This is a genomic window from Gordonia sp. 'Campus', assembly GCF_022206305.1.
Classification (GTDB): Bacteria; Actinomycetota; Actinomycetes; order Mycobacteriales; family Mycobacteriaceae; genus Gordonia.
In genome coordinates this window covers 1-13,863 of record NZ_JAKOIW010000024.1, presented here as the reverse complement: position 1 = coordinate 13,863, position 13,863 = coordinate 1, and the positions used below count along the sequence as shown (strand labels likewise).

General features: G+C 68.7%; 10 protein-coding genes. 3 read left to right on the top strand and 7 right to left on the bottom strand.

The features are described from left to right. Positions 1-4: 4 nt before the first annotated feature. The 7 genes from MAY35_RS20515 to MAY35_RS20485 form a co-directional block, all read right to left on the bottom strand. Positions 5-2,551: an ABC transporter permease gene (locus tag MAY35_RS20515; RefSeq protein ID WP_238423165.1), complete on the bottom strand. Its 2,547-nt coding sequence runs from the start codon at positions 2,549-2,551 to the stop codon at positions 5-7. Positions 2,552-2,572: 21 nt separating this feature from the next. Then, on the bottom strand, positions 2,573-3,424 hold the full coding sequence (locus MAY35_RS20510; protein ID WP_238423136.1) for an ABC transporter ATP-binding protein: 852 nt from the start codon (positions 3,422-3,424) through the stop codon (positions 2,573-2,575). An 84-nt stretch (positions 3,425-3,508) separates the two neighbouring features. Next, a complete protein-coding gene (locus tag MAY35_RS20505; protein ID WP_238423135.1) occupies positions 3,509-4,516 on the bottom strand; it encodes an esterase-like activity of phytase family protein in 1,008 nt (335 codons plus the stop codon). Positions 4,517-4,586: 70 nt separating this feature from the next. Continuing rightward, positions 4,587-6,413 carry a phosphoenolpyruvate carboxykinase (GTP) gene (locus MAY35_RS20500; protein WP_238423134.1) on the bottom strand — a complete coding sequence of 609 codons (1,827 nt, stop codon included), beginning with the start codon at positions 6,411-6,413 and terminating at the stop codon, positions 4,587-4,589. A 213-nt stretch (positions 6,414-6,626) separates the two neighbouring features. After that, entirely contained in the window at positions 6,627-7,037 is a 411-nt protein-coding gene (locus MAY35_RS20495; protein WP_238423133.1) for a DUF6802 family protein, read from the bottom strand. Between the two features lie 5 nt (positions 7,038-7,042). Next, the gene (locus MAY35_RS20490; RefSeq protein ID WP_238423132.1) at positions 7,043-8,515 is read right to left on the bottom strand and encodes a hypothetical protein; all 1,473 of its coding nucleotides are present in this window, start codon (positions 8,513-8,515) and stop codon (positions 7,043-7,045) included. Beyond that, a complete protein-coding gene (locus MAY35_RS20485; RefSeq protein ID WP_238423131.1) occupies positions 8,512-9,495 on the bottom strand; it encodes a hypothetical protein in 984 nt (327 codons plus the stop codon). The genes MAY35_RS20490 and MAY35_RS20485 overlap by 4 nt, the downstream gene beginning before the upstream one ends. Positions 9,496-9,690: 195 nt before the next feature. Here MAY35_RS20485 and trmB point away from each other — a divergent pair, with 195 nt between their 5' ends. The 3 genes from trmB to MAY35_RS20470 all read left to right on the top strand — a co-directional run. Further along, positions 9,691-10,482: a tRNA (guanosine(46)-N7)-methyltransferase TrmB gene (trmB, locus tag MAY35_RS20480; protein WP_238423130.1), complete on the top strand. Its 792-nt coding sequence runs from the start codon at positions 9,691-9,693 to the stop codon at positions 10,480-10,482. Then, complete coding sequence (locus tag MAY35_RS20475) at positions 10,475-11,146, top strand: NYN domain-containing protein (protein ID WP_238423129.1); 672 nt, start codon at positions 10,475-10,477, stop codon at positions 11,144-11,146. The genes trmB and MAY35_RS20475 overlap by 8 nt, the downstream gene beginning before the upstream one ends. A 197-nt stretch (positions 11,147-11,343) precedes the next feature. After that, positions 11,344-13,863 (top strand): MMPL family transporter (locus tag MAY35_RS20470; RefSeq protein WP_238423128.1); only part of this gene is annotated, 2,520 nt, incomplete at its 3' end.

Below are 13,863 nucleotides of genomic sequence, written 5' to 3'. Positions count from 1 at the left end.
ACCGTCAGATGTCGGCGATCGCCTCCAGCGGCCCGGTGCGCGCTGCCCGAACCGCCGGCCACAGGGCGGCCAGCACCCCGACCACCGCGGACGCGACCAGCGTGATGATGATCAGCGACCACGGTATGACCGGAGCCCCCAGACCCCACTCCGCCAGGGTACGGACCAGTGCGTAGCCGATGACCGTCCCGAGGATCACGCCGAGGACGGCACCGAAGATCGAGATGAGGACCGACTCGAGGTAGATCGATCGACGGACCTGGGCCCGGACCATACCGATCGCGCGCAGCATCCCGATCTCGCGTTTGCGCTCGACCACCGACAACGCGAGCGTGTTGATGATGCCGAGCACCGCGATCAGCAACGCGAGGCCGAGCATCGCGTACAACGTGCCCAGCATCTGGTCGATCTGCGCCGAGACCCGACCCTTGAACTGGTCCTTGTCCTGGATCTGCACGGTCAGGTACTGCGCGGTCGCGTCCTCGAGTCCGGTGCGGAGCGTGTCGAGATCGGTACCCGGCGTCGCCTGGACGAACAGGGTCACGTTGACCCGCGCGAACGGTGGCACCAGCTTGTCGTAGACCTCGGGGCCCACCACCCACGGTTGGAGGGCCTCGTTGTCGGCGTAGACCCCGGCGATCGGCACCCGGACCTGCTCGCCGGTCGCCGAGGTGAACGTCAGCACGTCACCGCGCTTCCAGCCGTTCGACGTGCTGGTCCGCTCGCTGACGAGCATTCCGTCGGGCGGCAGATCCGACGACGCACCGTCCTGCATGTCCATCACGGTCACGCTGTTCAGCGGTCCGCCCAGCGCGGAGAACCCGGTCACCGACTTGTCGTCGACCTTGGCCTGGACGATCCCGAACGCGACCACGTCGGCCACTCCGGGCACCCCTTCGACAGCCTCGGTCACCGCGGGCGGAAGAGGCGACTGGTTGGTACCGGCCACGATGTAGTCGGCGGTGAGACCGGAGTCGACGGCGTCGTCGACAGTGCCCTTGAACGACTGGCCCAGGGTGCCGATGATCGCGACCAGCATGAGTCCCAACGTCAGCGCGAACGCCGTCGCCGCCGAGCGACGCGGGTTACGGACCGCGTTGGTACGAGCGAGACGCCCGATCATCCCGAAGGGTGCACCGATCACGCGACCGAGGACGCTGACGAACGGACGCGCCAGGGCCGGGCCGACGAGCACCGCGGCCAGCACGGCACCCGCCGCACCGGCGCCGACGGTGACAGCCGGACCGGCGCCCTCCCCCATCGCACCGACGACGATCGCGGCGATCGACGCCACACCGATGACCGCACCGATGATCGTGCGGTTGCGCAACGACGCCGACCCCTCGGCGGCGGACGCACGCATCGCCTCGACCGGTGGGACGCGCGCGGCACGCGCCGCCGGCACGTACGCGCTGACCATCGTCACCACGACGCCGACCAGGATGCCAGCGATGATCGCGTCCGGTCCCACGGCCAGCTCACCCGACGGCAGGCCCGATGTGGCACTGGTCAGCGCCTTGAGTCCGGCCGCCAGACCGATACCGATGGCGAGACCGAGTACGCCACCGAGCACACCGACGACGAACGCCTCGAACAAGACCGACCGGGACACCTGGCGACGACTCGCCCCCACCGCCCGCAACAGCGCGAACTCACGGTTCCGCTGGGCGACGATCATCGAGAAGGTGTTGTAGATGATGAAGGTGCCGACGACGAGCCCGATCGCGGCGAAGGCCAGCAGGATGTACTGGAAGATCTGCAAGAACTCGTTGATCTGTTCCTTCTGGTCCGCGCGGACCTGATCACCGGTGCGGACGTCGTAGAGATCGGCGTCGGCGCCGAGCTGCGCGATGATCCGGTCCTGCAGCTGCGTGGGCGAGACACCCGGCACGGCGGACATGTCCACCACACCGACGTGCTCGCCGTCGGTGAACAGGCGGGACGACGTCGCGGCGTCGAACTGCGCGTTCACGTAACCGCCCGTCGAGCTGGGCAGGTCGATCAGACCCACCACGGTCACGTCCAGCGGCGCGGAGTCACCCTGCCCCACAACGACCTTGGTCTTCGAACCGACCTTCAGTCCGGCCGCGTCGGCGGCGGAGGTGTTGAGGACGATCTCACCCGGGTTCGTCGGCGCGCGGCCACCCGGCAGGATCTTCGAGTCCGCGGGCGACAACGCCTCGGCGGGCGGGATGTAGGTGGTGCCGACGCTCGGGGCGCCGCCGGTCTGGATCGCCTTGCCGTCGGAGCCGGCGACCGTGACGAGTCCGTTGTTGTTGACGACGAGCTTGTCGATGCCGAGTTCGCCGCGCTGCGCACGCAATTCGTCGACCAGGGTGTTCGGCACACCGGGCGACTGCTGGTCGGCGGGGGTCACCTGAACCGCCACACCCTGTGCAGCGCTGTCGAAGATGTCGTTGAACGCCTTGGAGATGGAACCGGTGAAGACGATCGAGCCCGCCACGAACGAGGTGCCGAGGACGATCGAGAAGAGGGTCAGGAACAGTCGGAGTTTGTGCGCGCGCAGATTTCGGAGTGAAACCCTGCGCATCACCGAGGAGGAGGCCACGGCTCAGTGTGCCCCGGTGGTCTCGGCGGCGTCCGATGACACGGAGGCGGATTCGGTCGCGGCGGCCGGGACGTTGTCGAGGTTCTTCATCACCTCGAAGACGTCGTCGGCGGTCGGGCGACTGAGCTCCTGCACGATCTGACCGTCGGCCAGGAACACGACGCGGTCGGCATACGACGCGGCGCGGGGATCGTGCGTGACGATCACGACGGTCTGTCCGAACTCGTCGGTCGCCGCGCGCAGGATCGACAACACCTCGCCCGACGAGCGGGAGTCGAGGTTGCCGGTGGGCTCGTCGCCGAAGATGATCGACGGCTTGCCGATGAGAGCGCGGGCGCAGGCCACACGCTGCTGCTGGCCGCCGGACAACTCACTGGGCAGGTGGCCCAACCGGTCGGTGATCCCGAGGCGGGCGACGACCGCGTCGAACCACTCGGTGTCGACGGTGCGTCCCGCGATGTCGACGGGAAGGGTGATGTTCTCCTTCGCGGTCAGCGTCGGTACCAGGTTGAACGCCTGGAACACGAAACCGATCCGGTCGCGGCGGAGCATCGTCATCGCCTTGTCCGACAGCGCGGTCAGATCGGTGTCACCGATGTAGACCTTGCCGTCGCTCGCGACGTCGAGACCTGCGAGGCAGTGCATCAGCGTCGACTTGCCCGAGCCCGACGGCCCCATGATCGCGGTGAACTCCCCCTCCCGGAACGAGATGGAGACGCTTTTCAGTGCTTCGACGGCGGTGTCACCGACGCCATATCGTTTGGACAGGTTGTCGGCTCCGGCTGCCACCGCATGCTTGGGCGCCCCGAACGCGTCGTCACCGTTGCCGCGGGCGGCCCCATCAGTCGTCGTCATGCCATCAACCGTGCCAAATCCTGGGCGATATGGCCATCGGGTATAACCCTGACCCCACCCTGAGGACCGTGACGTTCGGCACGGCTACTTCGGGAGCTGGACCTCGAACGAGTGGAGCCGGTTGGGAGAACCCGCGTTCTCCGACACGGCGATGAGGGTACGGGTGCGACTCTTGGCGAACGGGTTGTCCGGGTGCCAGTTGCCCCACGCCAGACCCGACATGTTGCCGGTGAGCAGGTGCGGCGTCGCGGTGGTGGAGAAGATCCGCCGCTTGGTCATCGCCTTCTCGCGCCCGCTCAGCTTCTTCTTGTTCGTCACCGAGGTGGCACCCCGAGTGGTCGTCCAGAAGATGTTCGCGAGTGTGCCCGGACCGCGTTCGAGGACCAGGAAGTCGGTCGAGTTGATCGCCAGGACGTCGGCGGCGACCTTGTTGGCGTCGGACCGATAGACGAACTCGCGGTTCGTCTTGCCGAAGGTCAGCAGGCGGGCCGAGCGGGCCGCATCCTGCCGGAGACCGCCGGCGGTCAGGACGCTGATCTGGCCCTGCGGCCCCACGGCCAGGCCGGTGAGACCGCGCTGTCCGACCACACCCGACTTCGACGCCGGTCGCCAGTGACCGGGCAGCGGCAGATCGCGGAGCACCTGCCCGATCGGACCGATCTGCCGGATGAACTGATGGTTGCCGCCGCTGACCACGGTGTAACCGCCACCGGTCTTTCGGATGCCCTCGAACTGGGCCTGTCCGGGAAGCATCGGGAGGAACCAGGGTCCGAGGACGGTACCGCCACCGTTGATCCGCGGCCGGCCGGTGAAGGCGGCGGTGACGGACGTGTAGCCGATGTTCGCGGTGAAGAACCGGGCCGGCAGGACGTCCTCGGAGATCATGACGTAGCTGCCGTTGCCGGTGCGGTCGAGGCCGGCGATCCGATTGACCGTCGGCAACCCGTCACCGATCGTCGTCGAATCGGTGAAGAACGCCGACACACCCGCGCCCGAGGCCGGCGCGGCCGAAGCGGGTTGAACTGCGAGCGGAGAGGTCAGGCCCAGCACGCAGGCTCCGACGATCGTGGCCCCCCACAAACGTAGTTTCATGAGGGGCACGATACCTCAACCGTCACTTCTGACCCATCTGTTCATTCCGCCTCGGACCGCGGTCAGCGGTTCAGGCCAGACGCTGCTTCAGGGCGTCGAGCTCATCACGCAGCGAGCTCGGCAGCTTCTCACCCACGAAGTCGAACAGCTCCTCGATCGACGGGATCTCCTCGCGCCACTCCTCGGGATTGAACGCGAGCGCCTCCGCGACGTCCTCGGCGGGTACGTCCAGGCCGCTGACGTCGATCGACTCCGGCTTCGCGACGATGCCGATGGGGGTCTCGATGCCCTCGGCCTCACCCTCGATGCGCTCGATGATCCACTTCAGCACGCGGCTGTTCTCGCCGAATCCGGGCCACAGGAAGCGCTTGTCGTCGCCGCGGCGGAACCAGTTGACGTAGAAGACCTTCGGCAGCTTGGACTCGTCGGCGTTCTTGCCGATGTTCACCCAGTGCTGCAGGTAGTCGCCGACGTGGTAGCCCATGAACGGCAGCATCGCCATCGGGTCGCGACGCACGGTGCCGACCTTGCCCTCGGCGGCAGCGGTCTGCTCCGAGCCGACGGTGGCGCCCATGAAGACGCCGGTCTGCCAGTCGCGCGCCTCGGTGACCAGGGGCACGGTGGTCTTGCGGCGTCCACCGAAGAGGATCGCCGAGATGGGCACACCCTGCGGGTCGTCCCACTCCTCGGCCAACGACGGGCACTGCGAGATCGGGGTGCAGTAACGCGAATTCGGGTGCGCGGCCTTGTGATCGGACTCCGGGGTCCAGTCGTTGCCGAGCCAGTCGGTGAGGTGCGCCGGCGCCTCGCCGTCGATGTCCTCCCACCAGATGTCGCCGTCGTCGGTGCGAGCGACGTTGGTGTACAACGTGTTCCCGGCCTCGATGGTCTTCATCGCATTCGGATTCGATGCGTAGCTCGTACCCGGCGCGACACCGAAGAACCCGAACTCCGGGTTGATCGCGTAGAGCCGGCCGTCGTCACCGAAACGCATCCAGGCGATGTCGTCGCCCACGGTCTCGGCCTTCCAGCCGGGGATGGTCGGCTGGAGCATCGCGAGATTGGTCTTGCCGCAGGCACTCGGGAACGCGGCGGCGATGTAGTACACCTTGTTCGCCGGGCTGGTCAGCTTCAGGATCAGCATGTGCTCGGCCATCCAGCCCTCGTCACGCGCGATGACCGAGGCGATCCGCAGCGCGTAGCACTTCTTGCCGAGCAGCGCGTTGCCGCCGTAACCCGAACCGAAGGACCAGATCTCGCGGGTCTCCGGGAAGTGGGTGATGTACTTCTCGGTGTTGCAGGGCCACGGCACATCGGCCTGGCCGGGCTCGAGCGGCGCGCCGACGGAGTGCAGCGCCTTCACGAAGAAGCCGTCCTCGCCCAGGATCTCCAGGACGCGGGGACCGACGCGGGTCATGATCTTCATCGAGAGCACGACGTACTCGGAGTCGGTGAGTTCGACGCCCAGCTTCGGGTCGTCGGAGTCGAGGGGGCCCATGCAGAACGGGATGACGAACATCGTGCGACCGCGCATGCTGCCGCGGTAGAGCTCGGTCATCGTGGACCGCATCTCGGCGGGGTCGACCCAGTTGTTGGTGGGCCCGGCGTCCGCTTCGGCCTCCGAGCAGATGTAGGTCCGCGACTCGACGCGCGCGACGTCGGCGGGATCGGAGCTCGCGAGGAACGAGTTCGGCTTCTTCTCCTCGTTCAGCTTGACCAGGGTGCCGGCCTTGACGAGGTCCGCCGTCAGGCGCTCCCACTCCTCGTCGCTGCCGTCGGACCACACCACCCGGTCGGGCTGGGTCAGCTCGGCGACCTCGGCCACCCAGGCCAGCAGTCCCGCGTGCTTCGTCGGAGCGCTACTCGGGTCCAGTCCGGGAATGGTGGCTGCGGTCATCGTGGGGGCCTCCTCCGAGGTGGTGGCCGCTTGGAATGGCCACCTGTCAGGTCGTCTCGTCGTCCAGGATACGTACACCGAACAGGCGCTAGGTCACGGGGTTCACCAGGTGCGGTCTACGCCACACCCGGGCAACAGATGACCAAAGTCCCTGGTGATCGTGCGCGCTCCGGTCTCGGCGCGCAGCGGGGCCGCGCGGGCGCCCGTCGTATGTCAGCCGATCCGTCCCGAGCCGCCGGAGATCCACTCGCCGGTGTCCGGGTCGAGCACTGCCGAACGGAACTCGCCGTCAGCACCGATCTCGGTGATCTTGTCGACCTGCCCGTCCCGGTCGCTGTCCGTGTACACGGTAAACCCGTCCGGCCCGTTTCGCGTCAGGGAGTCGTTGATCCCGTCGTTGTCGGTGTCGACCTCGGCCGGGCCGAGATCCCAGATCCGGCCGTCGTCGTGCATCCACAGATGGTCGTCGAGGTCGTCGGTCGCGGGCGACTCGTGCAGCGCTGCCACCGACTCCACCCCGGGGCCCGCGTCGATCCCCGGATCACCGAACAACCCGGCGTCGAACCCCGACGAGCCGCGCCCCGTCCCGGTGTCGGGTACCTCGTCGTCGAATGTCGGGTCCATCGCGGTCACTGCTCTCTATCGGGGTGCATGTCGGGGGCGTGCGGTTCGTCGGGGTCCGGTTCGGGGGCGTGCGGTTCCGCCCAGAGTTGCCCGGACCGGCCGGCGAGGTCGGTGCGGACGGCCGCCGCACGTTCGCGGAGCGTGCGGTCGGCTCGGGACGCGTCCCCGGACCGCAGGTGCCGGATCTCGTCGTCGAGCGCGGCGACCCGCTGCGCCACCTCCCGCACACGGCGCTCATAGGCCCGCGCGATCTGACCGGAGATGCGGGTCTCGGCCGCCGCGATCCGCAGACCCAGCTGATGGTCGAGCGCGGATCTCGCATCGGCGAGCAGTTCGGTGGTCCGTGTGGTCCGCTCGGCTCGATCGAGCGCGCCGCGTCGTACCCGGATGATCCATCCGGCGACCGCCACCCCGAGAAGCAGGGTGAGCGGCATGCTGAACCACTGCAGGGTCTGGACCGATGCCATCGGCGCGACCACCAGACGGCCCACACCCAATCCGGTCGAGGCGCCGATGATCACGAGGAGGGCGTCTTCGGCACCCCCGCGACGCGGGCGACGGCCCGGCCGCCCGGTGTCGAGAGGGATCTCCGACCACGGGTCGGCGGGGGTGGCCTCGGCGTCGAGGCCGACGAGCGCCGTGGCGCGCACCTCGTCGACGCGTTCGTCGGCGCCGCGCTGGATCGTCGCGGCGAGCCCGCCCCAGCCCTCGCGCAAGCGGGCGCCGTACTCGGCTCCGGTGACCGGCCCGTCCTCGACGGCAGCCGCGGCCAGCGAGCGGACACCCGCGTGGAGTTCGGCCGACGACTCCGACCGGGCACGGACCAGACCGGCACGGACCGCGGCCAACCGGTCGACGCGGCCACGATCGCGCGCGACGAGCAACGCGCGCCGCTCGGCCAGCATGTCGTCGACCGTGCGCTCCGGGGCGGGCGCTTCCGCGCCGACGAGCCGCTCGAGGGCACCGAGCCCTGCCGCGACCCGCGCCCGTTCGAGGCGGACCTCGACGGGCGCCCGGACCGCGTCGCGCACCCATTCGACGAGCGCGTCGACACCCGATTCGTCGACCGCGCCACCGAGCGCAGCCGCCGCGGAGACCCCGAACATCGGCAGGGTCGCGAACGGATCGAGGGTCTTGCGGTGCCCGCGAACGATTCGCGGCCACTCCCAGAAGGCGTCGATCTTGGTACACACCAGGGCGACGGTGCCGACCTGCGCCCGGGCCCGGTCGACCAGGAGTCGTTCCTCCTCACCCACCGACGAGGACGGATCGACGACGACGAGCGCCACCCCGGGCGGCACCGCCGGGTCCGTGCGGGCCGCGACGTCCAGTTCGGGCGCGAGCGCGCCGCAGGCGCCGGCGAGAGTTCGGACGCCGACCCCCTCGGTGCCGAGGACGAGCACGCCCGAACCCGTCCCGACGCGCCCTGCGTCGAAACCGGTCAGCTCGCGAGCAGCGGCGAGTGCCGAGGTGGTCACGAGACGGCCCCCGCCTGCAAACCCGAAACGGCTCCCGCCTGCAATCCGGAGACGGCTCCCGCCGTGCCGAGAAGTCGTTCGGCACCCTCCCGGTCGACCCCGGCCGCGGCGGCGTCCTCGAGCACCGCGCGGAGCTCGACCTCGCGCCAGTGCCGCACCCGGCCCACCCGGGCGCCGATCGGCTCGGTCAGATCGGTGATCCCGCTGGCGTCACGCAGAGCCCGGTTCAGCATGTCCACGCTCTCGGCGGCCGGCGAGCCGGCGGCGATGAGAGCCAGTGCGGTGTCGATGCCATAGGCGTCGACTCGTCGGAGAAGGCCCTGACGCATCACCCTCTCGTCGGAGCCGGGACGCCCGGAGAGAAATCGTCCGGCCATCGACGGCATCTCGGCACCGGCCGAGGCCAGCGCCCGCAGGGCCGCGAAGTCGCCCTCGTCGAGGTCGGCGCAGGCGAGCAGCTGCGACACCGGGTACACGCGCGTGCCGAGTCGGTCCGAACACGTGGCCGCCACCTCGGCCGCGGCGTCCCACTCGCCGAAGGTGTCGGCCTTGCCCAGCACGACGACCACCCGGTCGGACGGCAACGACGTCAGCAGTTCGTGGTCGGCGCGTCGGGGCGGGCCGGTGAGCACGAGGAGCCAGAGGTCGGCATCGGCCGTGCCCCGCTCTCCCTCACCCGGGCCGATCGAGATCAGCGACAGTCGTTCCCGTAGCGCGCGCGCCATCGTGTCGCGGCCCGCGCCGGGGCGGCCGACCACCGCGACGTGCAGGGGACGCAGGAACCGGCGTCCGGCCGCGGTCAGCACCGGGACCAAGGGTGAGGACGGCTCGACGAGCTCGGCGAGCGATCCCGCCTCGGCGGCCGCGGACAGCTTGCCCCGTGCGGATGGGTCACCCGGCGTCGGATGGCCTCCCAAGGCGGTCAACGCATCCCGCACGATCGCCTCCCCCCGGCTGCCGACTGTCGGTCCCGGTGCCATACGTCGATGCCACCCGTGTCGCGGTACTCCCCTGGTGTACGTGACCGGATCGACCGGCACACGCGAACCGCGGCAGGCCTGAGAATAATCGCCGATCGCCGCATCGGCGTCCGCAGCTCCACATCCCCCGACGCGGCGTCGTCTGCACGCCTCCACGACAGGCCGGGTCCCCCGCGACTTCGGGTTTCTTCGCCGATGCGCAACCATGGACGGGTGAACAACAGCCCCGACAGGTCCCGGTTGTACCCGCGTGTGACGAGTTTCCGATTTCGCCGCGGGACCCTGACGACCGGACAGCAGCGGAACTGGGAGACGCTCTGGCCGGTCCTGGGTCGTGATCTCGAGATCGGTCCCGAGCGTGTCCCCGAGCCGCCTGTCGACCTCACGGCACTGTTCGGCCGGGAGGCTCCCAAGGTGCTCGAGATCGGCAGCGGGACCGGTATCTCGACCGCCGCGATGGCCGCCGCCGAGCCGGACGTCGACGTCGTCGCCGTCGAGGTCTACAAGCCGGGTCTGGCCCAGCTGCTCGGTCTCGTCGACCGCAACGGTCTGACCAACGTGCGTCTCATCCGCGGCGACGCCGCGATCGTGCTCACCGAACTCATCCCGCCGTCGAGCCTGACCGGTATCCGCCTGTTCTTCCCCGACCCCTGGCCCAAGTCACGTCACCACAAGCGTCGGTTCGTCCAGACCGGCACACTGGAGCTGATGGCCGACCGCCTGGTCCCGGGCGGCGTACTGCACATCGCGACCGATCACGCCGATTACGCGGAGTGGATCGCGGAGAAGCTCGCCACCCAGGACGCCGACCGTCCGCACGTCGTGCAGCTGACCCGCGAGTCCCCGATCTCGCTGGAACGTCCGACGACGAAGTTCGAGGGACGCGCCGAGCGCGACGGCCGCTACGTCAGCGAGTTCGTGTACACGCGGCCCATCCCGCCGGCCACCGCGGCCGGCGACACCACGACGGAGGCCCGCGATGAGTGACCACAGCCCGACCGGCTTCGCCGACACGATCTCCGGGCAGGCGGGCGCGCGGCGGATGCTGTTGGTGTGGGACGCCCCGAACATGGACATGGGCCTCGGTGCCCTGCTCGGCGGGCGCCCTACCGCCGCCCACCGTCCCCGTTTCGACGCGCTCGGCCGCTGGTTGTTGCAGCGGACCGCGGATGTGTCCGCTCTCACCGAGTCCGCCGGGAAGGTCGAACCCGAGGCGACCGTCTTCACCAACATCGCCCCAGGTAGCGCCGATGTCGTGCGGCCCTGGGTCGACGCGCTCCGCAACGTCGGTTTCGCGGTGTTCGCCAAGCCGAAGCTGACCGATGACAGCGACGTCGACTCCGACATGCTCGACCACATCGAACTTCGCAGGCACACTGTTGGACTAGCCGGCGTGATCGTGGCGTCCGCCGACGGTCAGGCGTTCCGGGAGCCCCTGCTCGAGGTGGTGGCCGACGGCGTGCCCGTCACCGTCATCGGTTTCCGCGAACACGCCAGCTGGGCACTCACCACCGAGGAGCTCGAGTTCATCGATCTCGAGGACATCCCCGGCGTGTTCCGCGAGCCGCTGCCGCGCATCGGGCTGGATTCACTGCCCGACGAGGGCGCGTGGCTCACGCCGTTCCGACCGCTCAGCGCTTTGTTGCGCTGACCTGCGGCGTCGCGCACCGGCGGGCATCGGCGACGAGCCGTCGTCGAGACCGTGCGGGGTGCGGTCGGGGAGTGACGCCGAGGCCGACGCCTCAGGGATCACTCAGGCAACACTGTCAGGATCTCTTGCGAGAACTGACAGAATCGCCACCGGCACTCTCGTAGTGCCCGACTCGTCGTACACGAAAGGACATCAGCGTGTTCCGGTTCATCGGCACATTCGTCTATCGAATGCGCTTCCTCGTCATCGCGGTGATGATCGCGATGATGGCCGGACTCGGACTGTACGGTCTCGATCTCGGCAAGCACCTCAGCCAGAGCGGTTGGTTCGATCCCACCTCGGAATCCGACACCGGCGCGCGGTACGCCGACAAGGCGCTGGGTCGAGACCACACCTCCGACGTCATCCTGATGGTCACCCCGCCCGAGGGCACCCGCGTCGACGACAAGGCCTTCGGGGCCAAGGTGGAGACGTTCGTCGAGGATCTGATCGCGACCCACCCCGACATCGTCGGGCGCGCCGACCCGGGCCTGTACGACCCGTTCCTCGTCCAGCCTGCGCAGAGCACCCTGCAGGACCGGCTGTTCACCGACGACGGCAGGCACGCGTTCATCAGCATCGGTGTCGCCGGCAACGACGACACCACCGTCCTCAAGAACTACAAGACCATCGAACCGTTCTTCGACGACATCGGCGAACGCTTCGACCTGCCCGACACGACCTTCGAACTCGCCGGCCTGCAACCGGTCGCCGGTTCGATGGCCGAGGGCATGGACAAGGACATCCACCGCGCCGAGGTTCTCGCCCTGCCGCTGGTGGCGATCATGCTGTTCTTCGTGTTCGGCGGCGTCGTCGCCGCCTGCCTCCCGGTCCTCATCGGCGGTCTGACGATCGCGGGTTCGCTGGGCATCATGAAGATCCTGGCGCTGACCACCGAGCTCAACATCTTCGCGCAGTCGGTGGTCACGCTGATCGGCCTGGGCATCGCGATCGACTACGGCCTGTTCATCGTGTCGCGGTTCCGCGAGGAACTCGGCGAAGGCTATTCGACGAAGGCCGCGGTCCGAAGAACGGTGATGACCGCCGGCCAGACGGTGGTCTTCTCGGCGACGATCATCGTCGCCGCACTGGCCTGTCTGCTGATCATGCCGCAGGGATTCCTGAAGTCGGTGGCCTACGGCGCCATCGCGTCGGTCTCACTCGCGGCGATCCTGTCGATCACCGTGCTGCCGGCGATCCTGGGCATCCTCGGTCCCCGCGTGAACATGCTGTCGATGGCCACGCTGATGAAGTACACCGTGGTCCCGCTGGTCCGCCGCTTCTCCACCGAGGAGCGAGCCGTGGCCATCGAGCACCGGTACAGCGGCCGCATGAAGACGAGTCAGGAAGTCGAGAACGGCTTCTGGGGTCGGTTGGCGACGTGGGTGATGAAGCACCCGGTCCGAACCGCGGTCCCCACCGTCCTGCTTCTGCTCGCACTGATCATCCCGTTCGGGAGCATCCAGTTCGGCGGCATCAGCGAGAAGTTCCTCCCCCCGGACAACCCCAATCGCGTCGCCCAGGAGAAGTTCGACGAGTACTTCCCGAGCGAGCGCACCGAGGCCATCAAGCTCGTCATCGTCTACGACGAGTCGAGTCAGGCCGACCAGGACAAGCTCGACGCCATCGCGAAACGCGCCGACCAGGTGCCCGGTTTCACCAACAAGTTCAGCGACCCCGACAAGTCGGACTTCGGTTCCTTCGACGCCGAGCGCTACCCGAACATCGGCGTCTACCAGGTGTCGGCGGGCCTGCAGGACCGCAACACCGCGGCACAGGCGATCGACCAGCTGCGGGCCATCGACACCGAGGGCCTCACCATGTACGTGTCGGGCACCCCGGCACTGACGCAGGATTCGATCGACGCGCTGATGCAACGACTGCCGCTGATGGCGGTCATGTTGGTCCTCATCACCGGCCTGCTGATGTTCCTGCAGTTCGGTTCGCTGGTCCTGCCGATCAAGGCCGCGCTCATGACGGCTCTCGGTCTCGGCGCGACGCTGGGCATCCTGACCTGGATCTTCGTCGACGGCCATGGTGCCGAGATCGCGAACTTCACCCCCGGTCCCCTGTTCGCAGCGGTCCTGGTGCTCATCATCGCCATCGTCTTCGGTCTCTCCACCGACTACGAGGTGTTCCTGCTCTCCCGGATGGTCGAGGCCAGACAGAAGGGCGCGAGCACCACCGAGGCGATCCGCAGCGGCACCGCGCACACCGGTGGCATCATCACCGCCGCCGCGGCCATCCTCGTGGTGGTCACGGGCGCGTTCAGCCTGTCCGAGATCGTGATGATGAAGTACATCGCGTTCGGCATGATCGCCGCGCTGATCCTCGACGCGACCGTCATCCGCATGCTGCTGGTGCCGTCGGTGATGAAACTGCTCGGTGACGACTGCTGGTGGGCACCGCGCTGGATGCGCGTCGTACAGCGCAAGATCGGCCTGGGCGAGGCGGTCCTCGACGACGAGCCCGACGAGCAGCGCGATGCGGCGGGCGGCCGGCCGATGAGCGCGGGCACCCTGGTCGCCGAGGCGCCGACCTCGGTGATGGCGGCCGCGCGTCGTCAGCCGGTGGCCGCGGGCGCCGCGCCGGCACGCCGTCGGCCCGAGGTCGACGGTCGGGCGGACCTCGCGCGCCCGGAGACGGCACGCCCAGAAACATCCCACCCGGAAACATCC

Coding starts and splice junctions, on each gene's coding strand:
- MAY35_RS20515 (WP_238423165.1), bottom strand. CDS start 2,551: ATGCGCAGGGTTTCACTCCGAAATCTGCGCGCGCACAAACTCCGACTG.
- MAY35_RS20510 (WP_238423136.1), bottom strand. CDS start 3,424: ATGACGACGACTGATGGGGCCGCCCGCGGCAACGGTGACGACGCGTTC.
- MAY35_RS20505 (WP_238423135.1), bottom strand. CDS start 4,516: ATGAAACTACGTTTGTGGGGGGCCACGATCGTCGGAGCCTGCGTGCTG.
- MAY35_RS20500 (WP_238423134.1), bottom strand. CDS start 6,413: ATGACCGCAGCCACCATTCCCGGACTGGACCCGAGTAGCGCTCCGACG.
- MAY35_RS20495 (WP_238423133.1), bottom strand. CDS start 7,037: ATGGACCCGACATTCGACGACGAGGTACCCGACACCGGGACGGGGCGC.
- MAY35_RS20485 (WP_238423131.1), bottom strand. CDS start 9,495: ATGGCACCGGGACCGACAGTCGGCAGCCGGGGGGAGGCGATCGTGCGG.
- trmB (WP_238423130.1), top strand. CDS start 9,691: ATGCGCAACCATGGACGGGTGAACAACAGCCCCGACAGGTCCCGGTTG.
- MAY35_RS20475 (WP_238423129.1), top strand. CDS start 10,475: ATGAGTGACCACAGCCCGACCGGCTTCGCCGACACGATCTCCGGGCAG.